Annotated in this window: 16 protein-coding genes; 3 read left to right on the forward strand and 13 right to left on the reverse strand. The window is 43.3% G+C overall.

What is annotated here, in order from left to right:
- Positions 1–74 precede the first annotated feature (74 nt).
- From NSQ99_RS19005 to NSQ99_RS19030, 6 genes are all read right to left on the reverse strand, one after another.
- A complete protein-coding gene (locus tag NSQ99_RS19005) occupies positions 75–1,211 on the reverse strand; it encodes a glycosyl hydrolase family 8 (protein ID WP_251667340.1) in 1,137 nt (378 codons plus the stop codon).
- A 114-nt stretch (positions 1,212–1,325) separates the two neighbouring features.
- Positions 1,326–2,231, reverse strand: coding sequence for a carbohydrate ABC transporter permease (locus NSQ99_RS19010; protein WP_251667339.1), 906 nt, complete (start codon positions 2,229–2,231; stop codon positions 1,326–1,328).
- Positions 2,232–2,243: 12 nt separating this feature from the next.
- Entirely contained in the window at positions 2,244–3,209 is a 966-nt protein-coding gene (locus NSQ99_RS19015) for an ABC transporter permease (RefSeq protein WP_251667337.1), read from the reverse strand.
- A gap of 98 nt (positions 3,210–3,307) precedes the next feature.
- Positions 3,308–5,023 (reverse strand): extracellular solute-binding protein, encoded by a 1,716-nt coding sequence (locus NSQ99_RS19020; RefSeq protein ID WP_251667335.1) that lies wholly within the window; start codon positions 5,021–5,023, stop codon positions 3,308–3,310.
- Between the two features lie 106 nt (positions 5,024–5,129).
- Positions 5,130–6,923 (reverse strand): sensor histidine kinase, encoded by a 1,794-nt coding sequence (locus NSQ99_RS19025; protein WP_340838506.1) that lies wholly within the window; start codon positions 6,921–6,923, stop codon positions 5,130–5,132.
- Entirely contained in the window at positions 6,923–8,494 is a 1,572-nt protein-coding gene (locus NSQ99_RS19030) for a response regulator transcription factor (RefSeq protein ID WP_251667332.1), read from the reverse strand. Before NSQ99_RS19030 ends, NSQ99_RS19025 begins: the two co-directional genes overlap by 1 nt.
- Before the next feature lie 603 nt (positions 8,495–9,097).
- Here NSQ99_RS19030 and NSQ99_RS19035 point away from each other — a divergent pair.
- Positions 9,098–9,535: a hypothetical protein gene (locus tag NSQ99_RS19035; RefSeq protein ID WP_340838507.1), complete on the forward strand. Its 438-nt coding sequence runs from the start codon at positions 9,098–9,100 to the stop codon at positions 9,533–9,535.
- Positions 9,536–10,370: 835 nt separating this feature from the next.
- Here the strand turns inward: NSQ99_RS19035 and NSQ99_RS19040 are convergent.
- The 6 genes from NSQ99_RS19040 to NSQ99_RS19065 all read right to left on the reverse strand — a co-directional run bounded on the left by NSQ99_RS19040 (position 10,371) and on the right by NSQ99_RS19065 (position 18,930).
- A complete protein-coding gene (locus NSQ99_RS19040; RefSeq protein WP_340838508.1) occupies positions 10,371–11,453 on the reverse strand; it encodes a Gfo/Idh/MocA family protein in 1,083 nt (360 codons plus the stop codon).
- Between the two features lie 38 nt (positions 11,454–11,491).
- Positions 11,492–12,712 (reverse strand): peptidase T, encoded by a 1,221-nt coding sequence (gene pepT / locus NSQ99_RS19045; protein ID WP_340838509.1) that lies wholly within the window; start codon positions 12,710–12,712, stop codon positions 11,492–11,494.
- 126 nt (positions 12,713–12,838) lie between these two features.
- Positions 12,839–13,717, reverse strand: coding sequence for an SMP-30/gluconolactonase/LRE family protein (locus tag NSQ99_RS19050; protein WP_340838511.1), 879 nt, complete (start codon positions 13,715–13,717; stop codon positions 12,839–12,841).
- Positions 13,718–13,881: 164 nt separating this feature from the next.
- Positions 13,882–16,197, reverse strand: coding sequence for a sensor domain-containing protein (locus NSQ99_RS19055; RefSeq protein WP_340838512.1), 2,316 nt, complete (start codon positions 16,195–16,197; stop codon positions 13,882–13,884).
- Positions 16,198–17,107: 910 nt separating this feature from the next.
- A complete protein-coding gene (locus NSQ99_RS19060) occupies positions 17,108–17,449 on the reverse strand; it encodes a DUF1516 family protein (RefSeq protein ID WP_251667324.1) in 342 nt (113 codons plus the stop codon).
- A gap of 116 nt (positions 17,450–17,565) precedes the next feature.
- Positions 17,566–18,930, reverse strand: a complete 1,365-nt coding sequence (locus NSQ99_RS19065; RefSeq protein WP_340838513.1) for an MFS transporter — start codon at positions 18,928–18,930, stop codon at positions 17,566–17,568.
- 214 nt (positions 18,931–19,144) lie between these two features.
- Here NSQ99_RS19065 and NSQ99_RS19070 point away from each other — a divergent pair, with 214 nt between their 5' ends.
- Both NSQ99_RS19070 and NSQ99_RS19075 read left to right on the forward strand, forming a co-directional pair.
- Entirely contained in the window at positions 19,145–19,804 is a 660-nt protein-coding gene (locus NSQ99_RS19070) for a response regulator transcription factor (protein ID WP_340838514.1), read from the forward strand.
- Positions 19,805–19,841: 37 nt separating this feature from the next.
- Positions 19,842–20,315, forward strand: a complete 474-nt coding sequence (locus tag NSQ99_RS19075) for a glutathione peroxidase (RefSeq protein ID WP_251667318.1) — start codon at positions 19,842–19,844, stop codon at positions 20,313–20,315.
- A gap of 135 nt (positions 20,316–20,450) precedes the next feature.
- Here the strand turns inward: NSQ99_RS19075 and NSQ99_RS19080 are convergent, their stop codons facing one another.
- Positions 20,451–22,169 carry an ABC transporter ATP-binding protein gene (locus NSQ99_RS19080; RefSeq protein ID WP_251667316.1) on the reverse strand — a complete coding sequence of 573 codons (1,719 nt, stop codon included), beginning with the start codon at positions 22,167–22,169 and terminating at the stop codon, positions 20,451–20,453.
- Positions 22,170–22,379: the final 210 nt, after the last annotated feature.

Here is a 22,379-nt window from a genome sequence, read left to right on the forward strand (position 1 = left end):
AGCCGTGGATAAGCCTCTTTGAATGGATGCAGTTGTTGATATCGTAATTGAATCGTTATTGCTGCAAGAAATTATTATGCATAAATACGGTAGTTACCGCTTAATGCAAGGATCGCAAAAATATAAAGGCAATTGTCATAGTAGCGGCGATCGCCTGTACGTGGCGGTGTATTCCATAATAATTCAACAGCTGCTTTTGCCAATTGCTCATCGCTAGCTGCTAATGCTGCTTGAGCATTGGTCGCCAATAATCCTACAGGGTGAAGCGACTTTTCTTCGAAAGGCTTCCCTTCGATGGTATAGCGGCGATAATCATCCGGCTCTTTGTCTGCAAAAAATGCAAGAATCCGATTTGCAATATCCTGCTGACGAGCATCAACGCCGAACCATGCATAATCTAAGCCGATATTAGCAGCAACACGATACGCATCACTGAAGAAATAACCAAAGCCGCGAATATGATTCGGAGTACCGTCATAATGTGCGTATTCAGGAGCAAGTCCTGTAACCGGGTGACAGCTTATATTAATATAATCTCTACTTGCTTGCGCAGCTTCCTTCCAGAAGGTACGATCCTCTTCATGTGCCCACAGCGCAAACAACTCATAGAAGTTGGGCAGGTGATACGACGGATCTGAGAATTCCACCTCTGGTACAAACTTAATCAGCTTGTTTTCTGGATTCCACATTGGAAAGCCCGGTGGCTGCTGATGAAGACAAGTACGAAGTAAGTCCTTCGCTTGCTCGCTATAATTGTAAGGTGCCTCACGATCTCCCCAGCGCTTGCTAGCGAAAAATAGCGCCATCGCGAAAAACTCTTCACCATCTGGTGCTGGCCCTTGAGCATTACGCGTCCCATCAGGCTGGCAGGACCATGCAAAGTAGCCTTTGTGAATGCCCTCAGTCATGTACATGAAGCTGTATGTCCAGTTCCACAGCTTATCGAAAATATCCTGACGGTCATATTGAACGGCCATCATCATTCCATAAGACATGCCTTCAGAGCGAACATCATGGTTACCTGTATCTAGCAAATAGCCTTTGTCCTCGTCCAGCTCATAGTAAATTTTCGTTGTCTCGTCATCGCCAAACAACGCATCCCATGTGTGCTGAAGCTTTGCGGCAATATCTGCTTCACTGTAACCGTATTCAGCAAACAGATTGCGATATTGTCCCGTATAGTAAGCACCTTGCTTTACTGCATTCGTCATCTGCCATCATCCATTTCTATTTATTTTAGTTGTAAAATAGCTTGAATGTAGACCATTATAAAGCAATTCGAGCATCATTCGAACGTGTCAAAGTATAGATGTTACTGTGTAAATTTAACCTTTTACGCCACCGACCATCATACCTTTAACAAAGTATTTCTGTAGGAATGGATAAACCATAATAATTGGCACAGATGCGACGATCGTCATCGTTGCCCGAACAGCAGTAGGTGTTACCTGACCTTGGTTTTGCATCGCCCCCGCGAACGCATCTCCTGCTGTCTTCTGTGTCATTGAAGCATTAGAGTTTTGCAGAATCTTTTGCAGCTCATATTGCAGCGTACTTAGTTCAATCGTAGAGGAGTTGTATAAGAACACGTCAAACCATGAGTTCCATTGAAACACACCACTGAACAGCGCAACGGTTGCAAGCACGGGCACACATAACGGCAGCACGATGCTGAAGAACGTACGATAGTCACCAGCTCCATCGATTCTAGCTGATTCCAGAATGCTTTCCGGAAGTCCGTCAATAAAGGAGCGAATAATAATAAGGTTGAATACCCCGATAATACCTGGCAATATATATACCCAAAACGAATCTAGTAAGTTAAGGTCACGAATTAATAGGAAGTTAGGAATCAATCCACCGTTAATATACATTGTCAAAATAAACGCAACTGTTACGAACTTGCGCAGAACAAAATCCTGTCTGCTGATCGCATACGCTACCATAGCAGAACAAAAAACGGTTACTACTGTACCAATTACTGTTCTTAGGATAGAAATGACGGTTGCGTTATAAATGCTTTTTTCTGAGAGGACATAACGATAATTGTCCAATGACCATTCTCTTGGCCATAGATAAATGCCACCACGAATAGAATCCTTCGCATCATTAAATGAAATGGCTAGTGTATTTAAGAATGGATAGAGCGTTACAATCATTAATAATGTCAACAAAGCATAGTTTACGTAATCAAATATTTTATCGCTTGTTGAAAAATTTGTACGCATCATCTCACCTGCTTTCTAGTAAAGTCTCGCTTCGCCTAAGCGCTTCGCGATATTATTGGCTGCAAACAGCAGAATGAAGCTGACAACTGTTTTGAACATCCCTGCAGCTATCGATAAAGAGAAGTTACCTTGTGCTATCCCGTATTTCAACACAAAGATATCTATATTCTCTGAATAGTCGACGTTCATACCGTTTCCTAATAGGTACTGCGGCTCAAAGCCAGATTCTAGAAGATAACCAATATTCATAATAAGCAGGACAACGATTACGGACTTAATTCCTGGCAACGTAATGTGCCACATTCGTTGTATTCGACCTGCACCATCGATCTCTGCGGCTTCATACTGTGCCGGGTCGATCATTGTCATGGCAGCTAAATATACAATTGTATTCCAACCTACATCCTTCCAGACATGCGCAGCTCCGAATATCCCCCAGAAGTACTCACCAATACCAAGGAATAATATATCTTCTTTAATTAATCCAAATCGCAATAACAGTTCATTAATAATGCCATCTGGCGATAGCGTCTGCTGCACAATCCCTGCTGCGACAACCCAAGAAATAAAGTGAGGCAAATAACTTATCGTTTGTACAACCCGTTTAAACACAACAACGCGAACTTCATTTAATAAAAGTGCTAATGCAATGGCTGTGACAAAGCCTAGTACTAGATTAATTCCACTCATTGCTAATGTATTACGCAATACTCTTAAAAACCGCTCGTCCTCAAACAAAAACGCAAAGTGCTGAAAGCCAACCCATTCCTGTTCCGCAAAACTTTTACTCGGTCTATAGTTTTGAAAAGCAATGGTCCAACCCCATATTGGTAAATACTTAAATATAAAAAGCCATATTAAAAATGGAATCGTCATTACTAAAAGTGCATGTTGTTTTCCGCATTGCTTCAAAAATTGCAAAAACTTATTTGGCGACTTTTTCGGATAATGAACAGTTTCAGCTACCTCCACTTTTTCCATTGTGAATTCTCCTCTCTCACGTCAAGCAATCTATGGTTGAAAGAAGGGACCGCAGCGATGGAGGCTCACTCCACCGCATGGTCCCACTTAAGCTTCAATTATTTCGCTTCTTCAACAAGCTTTTTCACTTCTGCAGTTACGAATGCTTCATAGCCTGCTGTATCCAGCTTATTGAACTCGCTTAGATACTCTTCCCAGTTGCTTTCGAACTTGCTTGGATCCTCAAGAACGAGTTTAGGGAAATACTTACGAGTAATTTCAGTTTTCTTCGTTTCATAGAGTTGCTCTGGTGAGCCTTGCTCTTTCGGAATTCCCCATGCTGGGAACCATGGACGCTCGTCTGGATTAGCAAACATTTCTGCGTAAGTTTGTGCGCCGTAAGCGTTAAGAATTGTTTTATCAGCCTCAGTTAAGCTCATTTGGAATACTTCTGGTTGAACGCCTGGTGCTGCAGCGTTACCATTTGACAACGTGGAGCTTGTAGCATAGATTGGCCAGTTCCAGTCATAGTATTTGAAACCAAATGATTCGCGGAAAGACTCATCAATTTTAGCGATTTGCTCAGCTGTACGATAGTAACGACCATTCTCATCGATTTCGAATGTTTCGCCCTCAATACCCCAGCCTCTTAGAATTTGGTTTTCTTCTTTTAGAAGATTATCAAAGTATTGAACGATACGAACTGGATCTTTCGCACTGATCGTAATACCGATACCACGGTTTTTAACAAAGGATGGCGGATCTAGGTATTGATCTTTTTGTCCATCAAATGTTACTGGAAGTGGGAAGTATACAAAGTCATCTTGTGATGGATCAGCTTTCGCTGCATCCGTTAACACGTTTTGCGCATTACCAATTTGCCAGCCGTAATCGAAGAAACCGACTACTTTTCCACTCGTTAGTTTCGCCAAGTATTGATCATAGTTGTCGATGAATGAAGATTTATCAAACAAGCCTTCAGCGTTAAGCTCGTTCAATAATTTCAGATAACGCTTTGTATCCTCATTAGCTGCATATACCTTAGCTTCATGAGTGTTCATGTCTACGATTACTTCACCATCGTTAGGATAACCAGCCAAGTGCATTGGAGGGTTAGTCGTAGCGAAGAATCTCCAGTCATGCGTTAGTGCAATAAAGCCTGTTAAATCCTCTTCCGGATGATTTTTTACGTAATCACGAACGAGTTGGAAATACTGATCAATCGTTTTAATTTCTGGATAGCCTGCTTCCTTCAATACACGACGTTGTACCCAGAATGCACCTTGACCAATGTTAGGGTCTGGAATAAACTCTCCAACCTGTGCAGACATCGGCAAGTAGTAAAGCTTACCGTCTTCTGTTTTTAGACGCTCTAAATCATTGCCAAATGCTTTTTTAATGTTTGGACCGTGCTCCTCAATAAGATCTGTTAGGTCGATAAAACCTTCAGCTCCTAGAACTTCATCAATTGCAGCATCTGGAATTAGTACATCAGGGTACTTTCTTGATGCTGTCATCGTACCGATTTTCGTGTTAAGGTCACCAACAAGGTTTTCAATTTTGAAGTTAACACCTGTTTGGTCCTCTAGAATTTTACCGATTGTTGTTTCATTCGTATTAATATCTTTCGCTGCACCAGCACCATTGAAGTAAGTAAATGTTACTTTTTCTAATGGTTTTTCATCACTGCCACCCTCACTGTTAGAAGGTGTTGTAGTACTTGAGTTGTTGTTAGTAGTCGTGCCACCACTGTTATTGCCAGAGCAGCCCGTAATAACTAACGCAAGCACAAGTACGAGCATTGCTGCAACATACACCGGAGTTTTTCTTTTCATGCGACTCATCCCCTTTAATATTTGTTGTAAGCACTTACATTGTAACAAGAGGAGCCAACCATACGCAGTGAGAGAACTTTAGAATCTAATATAAAAACTATAGTTTCTAATGGTTCACAGGAATGATGAGATGGATCGAAGTACCTACACCTTGTTCGCTTTGCACGGTAAAAGTGAATTGGTCTTCATAAAACAGCTTTAACCGATAAATTACATTTTGCATGCCAATCCGTTCGCCAAGGTCCTTCGTTTCCTCCAGATAAGAATAGATACGCTGTACCTGCTCCTCGTTCATCCCCGCACCATTGTCATGGATGTGAAAATGCAGCTGGTCTTCTATAAGCTTGAGTGAGATGGTAACCTTACCGCCTTGCTTTACCTTCTCAACCCCGTGAATACATGCATTCTCAACGAAAGGTAGGTAAATCATCTTAGGAACTAGGCAACGTTCAGCCTCTGGATCAAGCTCGATGCTATAATCTAAACGATCAGCGAAGCGATATTTTTGAATTTCTAAGAAGCAGACAATAAAATCGACCTCTTCCTTTAGCTTCACCTTATCGCGCTTCCAGGTTAATGAACTGCGAAAAATCTTCGCCATATTGTGTATAATTTTGGCTGTTTCCGTCTCGTTTTTCATCATACTGCGCATACGAATCGTTTCCAGCGCGTTGAATAAAAAGTGTGGATTGATCTGGCTTTGCAGTGCATTTAGCTGAGCATACCGATGCTCCAGCTCCATATTCTTTTCTTTAATATCTGCTACGTACACGTCATTAATGAGCGAGCTGATCTGTAGCGTCATTCGGTTAAATTCACTCGTTACCTGTCCGATTTCATCGAGCGCATCCCTATTATTGACAATGTCGAAGTTACCGTTCTTCACACGCTTCATCTGACGGAGCAAAAAGCCAAGCCGCTTCGTAACCGAACGGGAGATGATTACGATAATGATCGTCGCCAGCAATATGTTGGTGATTGCAATCCATAGCACGTACTGTCTTACCTCTGGCGCCTCATGCATAATTTGAGACTCCGGCACATGGGCTACAATGTTCCAGCCTTGCAATGGCAGCATATCGTAATGTTCGCCTTCAAACACAACCGTGTGACTGCCTGTATGAAGCGAATCGATAGCTAATTGCTCCTCTCGCCAATTAATGTTTCGGTTCGTCGTATACTGGATGATACCGTCTGGATCAACCAAATACACACTTCCAGGAATATTCAAGTTACCAAGTATGACGTCAAAAGCTTCCGTCTTAAGCTCAATCTTCAATACTTTATCCCACGTACCGAGCGAGTCGAAATAATCCATCACACGAATGATATTAAAGGTGTCCTTAAACTGCTCCGTTCGACCAAACGATATGCTATCTTCCTTGTAGGCCTTCACGAATATTGCCTCACTGGGCGTTCTGAGATCCAGCGTTTTATACCAATCAGTATCACGTACTTTATTCGATAGGAATGCGACACCACCTGAATGCAGCACCATAGGATTATCGACATAGATCTTTATATTTTGCACGGAGGTATATACTGGCGTGTAGCTGTTTATGACGCGACGCATATAGTTGTCATAGGCTTCTACGAAATCAGCAGGATTACTATAATGTGCATCCAGCATGGAATATAGCGTGTAATCGGTGTAGAATACCCAGGATACACTGACAGCTGCTTCAATCATTCGTTCAAGCTCCAAATGAACCTGATCTAACGATAGCTTAATGTCCACCATCCGCTGCTCCTGAACATTACTACTCATTAAATTGTAAAAGATGACATTCGTGAGTATGATTGGAATAAATACACATAGGATATACATCATAAAAAATTTGTTACGCAATCGGATATCATCAAGATGCAGATTCTGCTTTATACGATGGATTAGCTTCATTATTGCTCACCTGCATTACTCTTAAATGTCTGACGGTATGCTGTGGGGGAAAGCTTTTCATGCTTCTCGAATTGAGATACAAAATATTCAGGATGGCTGAAGCCTACGCGTTCAGCTACTTCATAGATTTTAAGATCCGTTTGGCGAAGCAGTTTTTTTGCCTCTTGGATACGTAGCTGCAGCAAGTATTCATTGAAGTACAGCTGGTAGTTTTTCTTAAACAGCTGCCCTAGATATACTGGGTTAATGTAAAAATGCGCTGCAATTGATTTTAAGCTGATCGGTTCCGCGTAATGCTGATCAATATACTTCTTAATGCGCTGAATACCACCTTTCGCCATTTCCTTTCGTTCCTCTGCAATGCAGTGGCTGCAATCCAGGGCGAATGAGAGTAGCAGCTCACGCAGTGTCGTTCGATTCATATAGGATGAATCCCAGCCAATAAGCTCATGCAAATGACTAAGTCTCTCCTTATCAATTTGCATCGTTTGTACGATATGGAGACAATCCGCTACTAGCTTGTGAATGGTAGCCTTAATTGCTTCAACGGAGCAGCGCTGCTTGCCGAATTGCTCCAGCAAAGCATCAAGCTCCTGTTCAATTCTTTCTCCATCGTTGCTTTCGATCTCATGCAGCAGATCCTTATACGTTTCCGATGGAAGCATAATTGTACGGAGATCCAGCTCCTTTAGCTGTGCATAATCAAACAATACACGATCGTCGATATACTTGAACTGCGAGGCATGAAGCGCCTCCCGATATGATTTTGGTAAAAAATGTACGCCCGTACATTTATCGCTATAAAAAATATATAGCTCCTGGTTAACAGCTAAACGATTGTAGAGCTGCCTTACAAGCATCTCGATCGAGGAATGCTTATGGAGAAACGAATATGGCACAATAATGCCAAGCTGACCTCTCTGCGGAAATATTAGCTTCATGCCTAAGTCGGGAAGTAGTGCCTGAATCGTATGCACCATGTGCTGAAGCTGATTGTAACCTAGCAGCTCCTGCTTACGGCTTTCCGCCGTTGGATGGTACTCCATTAATACGAAATAATGATCGCTGTCATAATCAAGCCCCAATCTCATATAAATATCGATTAGCTGCTCGTCTGTAAGTGCAGCGTGCTCCAGCTGGCTAAGCAGCTCTTGATTTTGATGGGTTATTGATTTTTCCTGCTGGCGTGATTCCCGATGTATAGATTCAGCAAGCTGCTGCAAGGTTTCCTCCAGTCCAGCTTCATCGATAGGCTTAAGCAAAAAATCACACACGCCATATCTGACTGCCTGTTGTGCGTACTTAAATTCATCGTAACCGCTTACAATAATGAACTTTGTATTTAGCTTCTCTTCTTGGACCACCTTATGAATCAGCTCGAGCCCATCTACCTCCGGCATGCGGATATCCGTAATCACAACATCAGGCCGTTCCTTCATAATAAATTGAAAAGCATCTTCTCCATTATCCTCTTCACCGATTACTTCGTAACCGCACGCCTGCCAATCTACAATCGCTCGCAGGCCTTGACGAAAAAACGTCTCATCATCCACCAATAACACACGCAACATGCAATTCACCCCCGAAACGTTTTTGTATAATGTTAGTGTTCAAAAGTAATCTTTAGGCATATAAGTCACTTAGCCAGTAATTTGGATTCTATGCCATTATCATATAATTCATAGTGAAAATTGTCTACTGTGCTACGTATATGCTGAGACTTCAGCGCTACGTATATGCTGAGGCTCCGATTGCTGTTGCCCTCTGATTTCGGGCGCTCCGTAAAGGGTGTTGTTTCAATTGCTGTTGTTCCCAGATTTCTTGAAGAATCTTAAAGGTAGAAATCCGGGAACAAAGGCAAACGCGTTGCTTTTCCACTAACACCTTTACTCCGCTGGGGCTCTTCGTGGGCAAACGCTTCGCTTCTTCGCTCTCACCATTACTCCGCTGGAGCTCTTGTTGTGGGTGTCGCTTCGTGGGCTTGCCCTCGTCGTTTCTTCGCTAGGCGGCTTCGTGGGGTGTCGCTTCGATTCCGCTAACACCTTTACTCCTATTGTCTATTAACGATACACACGCTACGATACAAAGGACGGTTGTTTATCTGTTAACTGATTTCCACTGATTTTTTAAGGACTTTAAAATGAATAAGCTTTTTTATAGAGGGGAGATTCAATGTGCCAAAAAGAATTTCTGATGAAGAAGCCCGAGAATTAGGCGTTGAAACGATGCATCAACTCATGGACAATGGCGAAAGACGATTCCGATTAAGAAGCTCTGACGGAACATCATATATAAGAACAGAAGCAGCAAACGAGGGTGGGTGGCAAAATAGTCATTACCACAAGAAACTTACTGAACTTTATGTGGTTCAAAGCGGATGGCTGGTGTACGCCGAATTGTCTAATGAAGATAAGCTTTCTATGAGGAGTCTGAAACAAGGAGATTTTATTTTAGTAAACCCGTTCATCCATCACAATTTATACATGTCTCCGTACACGGTTACTCATGTAATTAAATATGGAAGCAACGTCACTCACACAGACTGGTTTCCGTCTTATAAATTAGACAAGCTAACCAAGCACATACCCGAATCGGAGCTGCGAAAGATATAGACCTCATGCCGTTTGCTTAACCTTAGCATTGAAATTAAATATAGATAAACAAAATAAAAACCCTAGAATGCTATTATATCAAACATTCTAGGGGTAAGAAATGAAGATTTAAAATGCTCGGCTTTCAGGACCAAGAAGCTTGAACGCTAGTAGAAAAAGAGGAGTGCAGCGTACGCATTAGGTACGTGAGCACCGGAGTTCTCGGTTGAACCTCATATTCGACATCGAATCCACTTCAACGCATTACATCGTCATCAAAGTCGAGCAATTTTAAATTACTCTTACAATGAAGATTTAAAATGATCGGCTTTCAGGACCAAGAAGATGGCTCGCGACTAGTAAGCGAGGAGCGCAGCGTACGCATTAGGTACGTGAGCACCACAGCGCACTTGAGCGTGACATATTCGACGTCGAATCCTCTTCAAAGAAGTTCCATCGTCATCAAAGTCGAGCAATTTTAAATTACCCCTCCAATGAAGATTTAAAATGCTCGGCTTTCAGGACCAAGAAGCTTGAACGCTAGTAGAAAAAGAGGAGCGCAGCGTACGCTATTGGTACGTGAGCACAGGAGTTTTCGCTAGCGTGCAAGATTCGACGTCGACTAAGCTACAACGCATTACATCGTCATCAAAGTCGAGCAATTTTAAATTACCCTTCCAATGAAGATTTAAAATGCTCGGCTTTCAGGACCAAGAAGATGGCTCGCGACTAGTAAGAGAGGAGCGCAGCGTACGCATTAGGTACGTGAGCACCACAGCGCACTTGAGCGTGACATATTCGACGTCGAATCCACTTCAAAGAAGTTACATCGTCATCAAAGTCGAGCAATTTTAATTTACCTTGCGGGCATTGCTGAAGGTCTGTCGCACTGGTGTTGGACATTGTAATGCCTACCCTCTGCTGAAGCAATATGAACACCGTGCATGATTTCCAGCACCTGCAGCGCAAGCTCACCGCTAGCACGATGTGGGCGAGCTTCTCTAATAGCAAGCGCCATATCGAGTAGACCGACACCACGGTCTGGACCATCATACGGATGCGTCAATGGAATCTCTTCGAATTGATCACTGCCTGCTTTTCTTAGCTTAACTGGACCCGAGAAGGTGTTAGGGTCAGGAACAATTAATGTTCCTTCGCTGCCATACAGCTCGATATTAGGAAGTGTGCTGCCCCCCTTAATATCAAAGCTCGTCGTTAGCGTTGCTGTCGCACCGCTCTCAAAGTCAATTACACTGTTAATATGCGTCGGAGTTTCTACCTCAATCATTTGCCCGTTAAGTGGCTGACTTGTAATCTCCCGCTCCGGATAGGAAATAACCGCTGACCCGGTTACACGTTTAATCGGTCCAAGCAGCGTAATGAATGCGGATAGGTAATACGGACCCATATCAAACATTGGGCCAGCGCCTTTCGCATATAAAAAGGCAGGATTCGGATGCCAGCTTTCTGGACCGCCCGATAGCATAAATGCAGATGCAGCAATCGGCTTACCAATTACGCCATCATCAATCAGCTTGCGGCACGTTTGAATACCGGCACCTAGTACCGTATCTGGAGCAACACCAACACGCAGATTACGCTCCTTCGCCTTAGCAATGATGCGCTGACCATCCTCTACCGTTACAGCAAGCGGTTTTTCTGAATAGACATGCTTTCCAGCTTCAAGCGCTGCAAGGCTAATTTCCGCATGCGCCTGTGGAATCGTTAGATTCAAAACAATTTCGATGTCTGGATCTGCCAGCAGCTCATCGGTTGTCATGACCTTTGTTATCCCATAGGTTGCTGCCTTGCTGCGTGCCAGCTCTAGATTAAGATCTGCTAAAGCAACGACTTCCAAATGCTCGTAGTGAACGCAGTTTTTAAGATACGCGTCACTGATGTTTCCACAGCCTATAATACCTACTTTTACTTTCTGCACGTTATTGCTCCCCCGTTAAGTAGATTGGGTAATATCCCTTATTTGCATTTTGCAATTTCTACAATGACTTGTACAGCTTTTTCCATCGTGTCGAGTGAAATATATTCATATTTACCGTGAAAGTTTTCTCCGCCAGCAAAAATGTTCGGAGTTGGCAGCCCCATGTAAGAAAGTCTGGAGCCATCTGTTCCACCACGAATAGGCTGGACAAGCGGCTCTATACCAAGCTTAACCATCGCAGCATGCGCACGATTCACAATGTCCATATTCCCCTCGATCTGATCTCGCATATTGAAATAGCTGTCGGTAATGTCCAGCTTTACTGCCTGCTCACCATATGTATGCTGTAGCTGCTTAGCCACCTGCTGCATAAACTGCTTACGTTCCTCATACTTGTTTTTGTCAAACTCACGAATCAAGTAATGTAGAGTCGTCTGCTCTACCCCACCTTCAATATGATTCAAATGATAAAAGCCCTCATAATGCCCCGTATGCTCAGGCGTTTCTAGTGCAGGCATCGCTGCTTGAAATTCAAGTGCGATTCGCGTTGAATTAATCATCTTTCCTTTAGCAGTACCTGGATGTACACTGCGTCCATAGCAGGTCACCACAGCGGTGGCAGCGTTAAAGTTCTCATATTGCAGCTCTCCAAGCGGTCCACCATCCATCGTATAGGCAAAGTCTGCCCCAAACTTGGCAACGTCAAAGCGATCTGCACCTCTGCCGATCTCTTCATCTGGTGTAAATGCCACTTTAATCGTGCCATGCTTAATCTCAGGATGCGCCTGTAAATAAGCCATTGCTGTCATAATTTCAGCAATACCTGCCTTATCATCTGCACCGAGCAGCGTATTCCCATCCGTCGTAATAAGCGTTTGACCGACGTAGCCGCTAAGCTCAGGAAACTGCTTTGGCGAAAGGACGATTTGCTGAGAGGCATTCAGCACGATATCTCCTCCGTCGTACTGTTCAACAATTTGTGGGTTAACGTTGGCCCCCGTAAGCTCTGTTGCTGTATCCATATGGGCTAAAAACCCGATAATTGGCTCATTCTGATCGCAATTAGCCGGCAGCGTGGCCATTACATAACCATGATCATCTAGTGTAACATCAGATAGTCCAAGCTCCTTAAGCTCCTCCACCAGCTGTCTGGCAAGCACCCACTGTCCTTCCGTAGATGGGCAGCTCTCGGAGCTAGGATCAGACTGTGTCCCTATCTGAACATAGGATATAAAACGCTCTAGTAATTGTTCTCTCATGATTGATTGCTCCTTTGTCAATAGCGTTACTGCTCCTATTGTACATGAGCGACATTCAATAGTGAAATTTTGCAGCGATCAAAGAATCATTTCTCACTCTTGCCGCGTCACTTAGTCAACATCTAATTATTTGCTTATTTTAAAGCGAGGGTTTAGCTTTCCAACCGCATCAACCTCAATGCTGAACACCGAGCCTGCAAGTGGCTCTTGCTTTAAACGCTCTTCGCTAAGACCAATGCTGGCAGTGGTAATAAACAGTGTACTTAGATTAGGTCCGCCAAAGCAGCAGGACGTCACCTGTGATGCAGGAAGAGAAATGCGTTGCAGCTCCTCACCCTTAACAGGATCGTGACACGTTACACAGTATCCTCCCCAATGGGCTACCCATAGTCTGCCTTGTGCATCTGTGCACATGCCATCCGGCACCCCTAACGCATCCTCGAACTGCACAATAGGACGACGATTCGTAATTGTGCCACTGGATGCATCAAAGTCAAATGCATCGACACGCTTAGTAGGCGAGTCGATAAAGTACATCGTACGTCCATCCAAGCTCCAATCCATCCCGTTAGAGCAGCCTAGCTCCTCTACATGTTTAACAATCGTTCCCGCATCGTCACAGCTGTAGAGAGCACCGCTCCATGCTGCTCCGCCCATTGGCATCGTACCGATCCAGAGCCTTCCTGTCTCATCCACTTTTCCGTCGTTGCAGCGATGATTGGGATTATCACTTTCAAGCTCCGTAAGCTGCGTCAATGATCGGTCAGGCTGAAGAAGATAGATTCCATCCTCAAGCGCACAAACAATAGAGCCATCCGTTGCAGGAATCGCAGCTCCAATCCTCTGCGGCATAGGAATGACCTCATGCTCCTCTGAGTTCAGCGTGACCAGATGAATAGCTTTCCCTTCAATATCTACCCACAGCAATTGACTCGTATCCTCCAGCCATTGAGGTCCCTCCGCGAGCTGGCAAGTAGTCGAAGTGACTAATTTTAATGGATTCATAATGAAACCTCCCACACAATTATGATTCAACCTGATTATGTCACAAATTCTTAAAATTAACTATGCCTTACAATGTAAGAAGGAATCTCGTGCCTAGGCAGCGGCTTGCTGTAATAATAACCCTGCGCTTCCTGACAACGATGCTCATTCAGAAATTTTACCTGTTACATCGTTTCTACACCTTCAGCAATAACCGTAATCCCCATATGATTAGCTATATCAATAATTGTCCGTATAATGGCCTGATTGCTAGGATTGAGATTCCGTACAAAGCTCTGATCAATTTTCAATCGGTCAACCGGAAACTGACTTAAAGAGCTGAGCGAGCTATAGCCTGTTCCAAAATCGTCAATGCTGACGCCTACGCCAAGCTCTTTAATTTTTTTCAGCGCACGAATGGCATACTCTACATCCTGTGCAACACTTTCAGTAATCTCCAGCTCTAGATATTGAGGTGGAAGTCCCGTCTCCTTCAGCACGCTCGCTACCAGATCAGGGAATTCATGATCTGAAAACTGTCGAAAGGAGATATTTACAGCAACAGTGACATGTCTCGTACAGATTGACAGCCACTCCTTCATTTGACGGCAGGCTTCATACAGCACCCATTTACCGATCGGCAATATCAGGTTAGTTTCCTCTGCAATGCCAATAAATAGGTTAGGGGCTACAATTTCTTGCTCTGGATGATTCCAGCGCAGCAATGCTTCTAGCCCAATAATCTCATTGTGCTTTAAATTCATTTTCGGCTGATACCATAGCTCTAGTTCTCCGCGCGGAATTGCTTGCCTTAGATCCCGTTCCAGCTCCATCCGCTCTGTAATTTTCTGATGCAGCTCTTCAGTAAAAAAGCAATAATGACTCGTACGTTCATCTTTAACAACATACATCGCGGCATCCGCACATTTAAGCAGCTCGTCAATGGTCTTTCCGTCATCAGGGTACATGGATATGCCAATACTAGGTGATATGTAAACTTCATTGTTGTGTAAAATGAATGGAGCAGCCATCTGTTCAACAATAAGCGTTGCCAGCTCTTTAGCCTGCATGCGATCCGCATAGTCTAGATATAGTGTAAATTCATCGCCGCCCTGACGAGAAACATAAGCGTGCTCTGGCAAATGATCTTTCAAGCGTTGTGCCACCTGCTGCAGCAATTCATCCCCCATGGAATGTCCAAGTGAATCGTTAACAAGCTTGAAGTGATTAAGATCCATAAACATAACCGCAATCTGGTGCTTATCCTTTTCTGCAACTTTAATTGCTTGATGAAGCTCCTCATTAAAAAGGGTCCTGTTCGGTAATTGCGTCAAAGCATCGTAATGAGCCATGTAGTAAATCATCTCTTCCGCTTGCTTTCGCTCCGTGATATCCATCATGGAAGCAACAACTTCAACAACGGATCCGTTCTTAGCTATAGGAGAAAGAGAGATATAAAAAAAGCGCTCACCATAGGAAAGCTCAAATTGTACACTTACACCGCTAAAAGCACGCTCAAAATATTGCTCTACCTCTTCAAAACGCTTTCCCCATACCTCCTTCAGCATCCTGCCAGCTACGAGCTCTGTTGTCATGGACAATTCCTCGGCTATTTTGCCTTCACTTAAAGTAAAGATGATGTGACCCTTATCGTTCTTTTCCGTTTTAAAGATACAGTTTTGAAGCTCTTTTATTGTACGTCTAAAATCATGCTCCATCGCTTTTGCTAGCTCGGTCTCTGCCGCAATACGATCTGTAATATCCGATCGAATCGATACATACTGATACGGCCTGCCACCTTCGTCTAAAAAAGGCACAATCGTCGTATTCATCCAGTAATAGCTTCCATCCTTAGCCTTGTTTTTCACTTCACCCCGCCATACGTGGCCTTGCTTTATCGTGCTCCACATATCCTTAAAGAATTGCTTCGGATGATGCTTGGAATTAATAATGCGATGTGTGCGACCGATCAGCTCAGTCCGATCGTACTTGGATATTTGGCAGAACATATCATTAACATACGTAATGACGCCCTTCGGGTCGGTAATCGCAATAATGGATGCCTCATCGTAGGCTTCCTTCATATGTGTCAGATCCCGAAGCTGTTCTAATTGCCGATCCAGCTCATCATATTGCTTCGTTCGATTCTCACCGATTACATAATAGCCCGATAAATCTTCCTTTTGTAGAATAGAAACATATAGCACTAGCCTTGCGCTAAACTGATCAGACAAATAAATATACCCTCGCCAAACACCATGCTCCTTGACTTTATCCCATACATATAGCCACCCTATCTTTTGATTTGTTAATAGATAAAATGGCTGGAAGCATTGATTAATCGCGCAACCTTGTATGAAGTGATCGTTAGTCAAACTCCGGAAGCTATCGTTCGTCGCTATAAAGCGGTGCTGATTATCTAGCTCTGCTAATAAATAAAGCTGATTCCATACCTTAGCATCTATATGAACACTAGCAACGGACTTATCCATCATCATCATCCCCTAACCCTGCTGTCTACAAAGCTACGTGCATATGTTGTATTACAAGCATTATACATCAAACGATTAACATATTACTGGTGAAATTTTCCGTACATATGCTAATTACGAATGCCAAAAAGCCTGACTTTACTAGAACATACGTGAGGGACAAGCAACAAGTTGCAGACATAACTGCTAGTAAGTGGGTAGGTGCTCCGAAGCATCAACTACACTAGAGGCTCCAGCGAAGATCCGCCAGAGAGCGGAAAGCGAAGCACGCGGCCCTGTTCGAGGATTTATCCCAAAAAGTTATGCTAAATCCGAGAACAAAAGTCGCTGGAGCACTCTGGGTGGAACGGAGCGCTGGCACGCTACACTTTCGAGCGTTGCTTGCACTGTGCTCCGAAGCATCAACTACACTAGAGGCTCCAGCGAAGATTCGCCAGAGAGCGGAAAGCGAAGCGCGCGGCCCTGTTCGAGGATTTATCCCAAAAAGTTATGCTAAATCCGAGAACAAAAGTCGCTGGAGCCCTCTGAGTGGAACGGAGCGCTGGCACGCTACACTTTCGAGCGTTGCTTGCACTGTGCTCCGAAGCATCGACTATACTAGAGGCTCCAGCGAAGATCCGCCAGAGAGCGGAAAGCGAAGCGCGCGGCCCTGTTCGAGGATTTATCCCAAAAAGTTATGCTAAATCCGAGAACAAAAGTCGCTGGAGCCCTCTGAGTGGAACGGAGCGCTGCACAGCTAGAATTCGAAGCGTTACTTACAACAGTGCTTCGAAGCAACACCCGCAGCAGTGCTCCAAAGCAACACCCGCAGCAGTGCTCCAAAGCAACAACTGCATAGAGTGCTCCAGCGCAACACCAACTAAAAAAGCTGCAGCGCCAAGGGTCCCCCCTCAGCACTGCAGCCTTCTTTACATTGCTATTACGATGTAAATGAAATTACGCCATAGCCGATCAGTACGACTACAACGAGTAATACGACAAGCGCAATCCAGAATGGCAATACGCCTTTACCCTTTTTGCGTCGAGCAAGAAGCATTTCCATCATACCGATCAATAGAATCGCCAGTACCGCCTTCAAATGATAGGTACCGCCGTAGCCTCCAGTGAACAGCATATATCCACCCGTGAAAATCATAATCAAGTAGAACAAACGCAGGATCATTGGCAGTACTTTGTTTTTTGGAATGAAATAAGAAATCAAAAACAAAATAACGAGCACAACCCATGAACCAGCATGCGTATGATAAATTGCAGAATCCATCGTCTTACCTCCTTCGATTCATTTTCTATGACCTATGTATTGATTTTAACCATATCTCTTAAAATTATATCAGTTCTGTAGCAATAATCAAATGACGACCATAGACTGATAGACCGCTATTGCTTCACATCTAACATTTCTGCCTTCTCTTGATTAAGGCGAACATACTTTGCGACCTCTGACTCATCCAGTCGATAAAAATATATCGCAACTAGCATCGCAGCATAGCCGATGATCGGTACAAGTGTAAAGATGATCCAGATTCCTTCAAGCGCTTTATTCGTCTGCTGGGCTGCCTGTTCTACATAGCCAAAATAAGCGAGAAGAGCTAAGCATAGTGAGGAAGACAACGCACTTGCCAGCTTCGTAAACATCGTCTGAACGGAGAAAGCCAGTGCTGTTGTACGTTGACCGGTAACGGCATTGCCATATTCGATACAATCAGCCGTAAACATTCCATATAAAAGAAGTGGGACCTGCATAAATAGCACACGGATGGCAGCGATGACTAAAAATAATGTGAAATGCTCATAGCCGACTGCATACTGAATTATGCATAATACAATGGTAGCTATGCAGCATATAATCATCAGTTTTTTCTTACCAAATGCGATGATTAGCTTCGGCAGTAATGGAGATACGATGACGATCGGCAGCACGAGCACAGCTAATAGAACCGTCAGCATCTGCTCATTACCTAGATTAGAATTGGCGAAATATGCCGCAATGGTCTGCAGTGTATTCGTAGTACTCATGATGAGATAGCCAAGAAAGAAAATAAAAAAGTACTTATTGCGTAAGAAGGAGCCTGCTAGTTTCCAGAATGAGACAGCTTGTTCTTCCTTATAGGTGACACGTTCCTTCGCGACGAATGGAAGCGGCAGCATGGTGAGCAAAGCAACTGCACAATAGACCCCCACTGCACCCATCCAGCCTATTGAGCCTTTTATTAGCATGAACAATGCCGTCATAATCGCTGCTATCGCACCTGTCATTCTAGCATTTGCAATTAAACGATCACGCTCATACACGCTCTGACTCATAACAGTAGATAGGGAAAACATCGGAGAATCGGATACGGTGTAAGCCATTCCCCATATGATATAGGTGACATAAGCAAATACGAGTTTTGCAGAATAGCTGGCATCAAGATTGATAAATGCAAACAGCATCGTTAAAGGAACGATAAGACTAGTCACCTTCAGCCACGGGATGTACTTACCGCTTTTAAACTTGCATTTGTCCACGATCACACCCATCATTGGATCATTGAGCGCATCCCAAAGCTTGGCTACAAAGAGCAGTGTTGCAGTAGCTCCTAAAGACAGCCCTACTTCTTCGGTATAGAAGTAGGTCAAAAATTGCAGCTGCAGCATATAGATTAGATTTTGACCAAAAGAATAACCACCGTAGCTTAAGCGCTCTAGCTTTGTCGTAGAAGTACTACTCGTGTTAGAAGCATAATGCTGCGAATATGCCATAGAATATCTCCCTATCCATAACTTAATCTTGATTACTGGCTCAATGAAGTTAATATCATGATGACGATCATATTTATACTACAAATTGTTAAAATAAACAATTTTATATAGTTTATGATATACTATCTATAATGTTTATGTAAATTATTGTTTATGCTTTTATATTATTCTTACAGATGACTATATCTGCTATGTAAGGAGAAATTTATAGCCTATGCTAATAAAAATACTACTCATTGAAAAGGACGAGCATATCGCTCAAAAAATTATCTCTTTATTAGAACCTATGGATCATATAGTAATCTGTGGATGTGGAACATCTTGGGGTGACAGTATAGAATTGATAGAATCAGAGGAGCCTCACATTGTTTTACTAGAGCTCAATCTAAACGAAGATCATGGTGTCACGCTTTCTGCAAATCTTAAGAAGCGCTATCCCCAGCTTCATATTATTGTTTATACTGGCTACGATTACGCCCCATTCTTTAACCAGCTCATTGAAAGCGGTGTTAGCGGTATGCTTACGAAGTCAGCTTCTGCTACCGAGCTTGCAGAATTGCTTACTGCTGTCATGCATGGTAAAACCGTGATCCCCCTCCATCTATTCCAACAAATAAAGCTGCACCGCTCCGAGCATGATAAGCATTACTGGGAGATTGATTTGACACCTACAGAGCAGCATATATTAGAGCTTATATATAAACGCTACACTAATGCGCTTATTGCTAAAAAGGTGCATTTAAGTGAAAGCTCAGTTGAAAAATACTTACGGAAAATATACGATAAATTAAGAGTTCGAAACAAGATTGAAGCGATCGAACGAATGCAGCAGGATCAAAGTTTTCGTCCCGTAAGTCAGCACTATAAGCTGTAGCAAGCTAAAATAGATCGATAGGAGGGCCACGGACCGTATGACCATTTATCAGTATGAGGTTAAGGATACGAAAGGCGAGCTTCGCTCCTTGCGTGATTATGAAGGCAAGGTCGTACTCATCGTCAACACGGCAAGCAAATGTGGATTCACGCCACAGTTTGAAGGCCTTCAGGCACTTTATAACAAGTATGCAGAACGAGGACTTGTCATTCTTGGTTTCCCATGCAGTCAATTCAATAATCAGGAATTTGAAGAACTGGACGAAACGATGCAGTTCTGCCAGATGAATTTCGGTGTTACTTTCCCTATGTTTGCAAAGGTCGACGTCAATGGCGATGCAGCCGATCCACTGTTTAACTACTTAAAGGAGCAAAAGCGCGGTTTACTTACTCGCAAAATTGAGTGGAACTTCACTAAGTTTTTAATCGATCGTCAAGGCAATGTCGTTAAACGCTTCGCTCCAACAACAACACCCGAAAAGCTTGAAGCAGATATTGAAAAACTACTATAAATTTAATCATTGCAGTGACATATAAATAGGGCTTGATCCAAGGCTTTGCACTCAAGTGTTCTTGAAGCACAGCCTACGATCAAGCCCTTTTTTCTTCCTTCCAATATTACATAACGCTATCGCTTACTTTATCAATTATTGCAGTCCGAATTGTGCTTCGTACAGCTTCGCATACGCACCACCAGCATCTAGCAGCTCAGCATGACTACCTTGCTCGGCAATGCCCTCCTCGGTTACCACAACGATCACATCAGCGTTTTTAATGGTCGCCAGTCGATGTGCGATAACGAGCGTCGTTCTACCTACTGACAGCTCAGCTAGCGACTGCTGAATGGCAACCTCCGTTTCCGTATCTAACGCAGAGGTCGCTTCATCAAGAATAAGAATAGGTGGGTTTTTCAGAAACATACGGGCGATGGCAATCCGCTGCTTTTGACCGCCTGACAGCTTTACACCACGTTCGCCGATGACGGTATCTAGTCCGTCTGGCTGCTCCTTCAAGAATGACTCAAGCCGTGCGCGTCGTGCTGCTTCCCATATTTCCTCTTCCGTCGCATCCAGCTTTCCGTATTGGATATTCTCACGAATAGTTCCAGCGAATAAAAATACATCCTGCTGTACGATGCCGATATGCTGTCGCAAGGACTGCTGAGTATACTCCCTTATGTCCACACCATCAATACGAATGGAGCCCTCACTCACCTCATAAAAGCGTGGCAGCAAGCTACAAATCGTTGTCTTACCAGCACCGGATGGTCCAACGAAGGCTACCGTTTGTCCCTGCTTAATTGTTAAGTTAATATTGTTCAATATTCGTTGATGAGATTCATAACCGAAGCTAACACTATCAAACCTGATCTCATTCTGGAAATTCGTCAGCTTCTTCGCTTGTGAGTGATCCTTAATGTCTGGCGCAGTTTCCATCAGCTCGACATAACGCTTAAAGCCAGCAAAGCCTTGTGGGTAGCTTTCGACTACTGCATTTATCTTCTCAATCGGTCTGAAAAATACATTTGTAAGCAGTATGAATCCGATGAATTCACCGTAGCTCAGCTCCCCGCGAATAACGAACCAAGTACCACATACCAAAACAAATAATGTAACGAAGCGCATCATCATATAGGTAATCGAGCTGCTTTTCGCAATTAACTTATAGGAAGACAGCTTCGTAAACTTAAATTGCGCGTTGTTGCGTGCAAATTGTTTTTTCTCAAATGCTTCGTTCGTAAAAGCTTTAACGACACGAATCCCTCCAACATTGTCCTCGATTCTTGCGTTAAAGTCTCCAATATCCTTATAAAGCTGGTGTATCGCTGCCGTCATTTTTTTATTAAAGTGAATAACAACGATGATAATTAACGGCACAACGATAAAGGTCAGCACGGCAAGCTTCCAGTTGATCGTTAGCATAATGACAAACGAACCGACTAGCGTCATGATTGCAATGAATAAATCCTCCGGTCCATGATGCGCCATCTCACCAATCATATTCATATCATTCGTTAATCTACCAATTAAATGCCCTGTCTTCGATTGATCAAAAAATCGAAAGGATAGCTTCTGGATATGAGAGAATAAATTTCTACGCATATCCGTTTCAATGCTTATGCCGAGTGTATGTCCCCAATAATTGACGATATACATCAAGACCGTATTGATAATATATAGCACCAACAGTGCTAGTGAAGCTGCGACAATACTGCCCCACTGCCCAGTTGGCAATAGTGTATCCGTAAAATATCTCACAGCCAGCGGAAATGCAAGCTCAAGTAAACCAGCAATGATTGCACAACTAAAATCAAGTATAAATAGCTTCTTATAGGGCCGATAAAAACTAAAAAACTTTGCAATCATATATGTCTTTTCTCCCTTTTATTCATGCGAAGATTTTAATGCGATTAATAATAGTTGAGTATAGACAATGATTGCCAATGTTGCAAGCTTAAGAAAAATTATCTATCAATTTCACGCTTCATTCGTTGGACAAGCCATGCAAGTATAAGTAAAACAGGCTGTGATCACTAGTGGACCACAGCCTGTTTTACTACGAATAACGCGGCTACT

It is taken from the genome of Paenibacillus sp. FSL W7-1287, from assembly GCF_038004245.1.
Classification (GTDB): Bacteria; Bacillota; Bacilli; order Paenibacillales; family Paenibacillaceae; genus Pristimantibacillus; species Pristimantibacillus camelliae.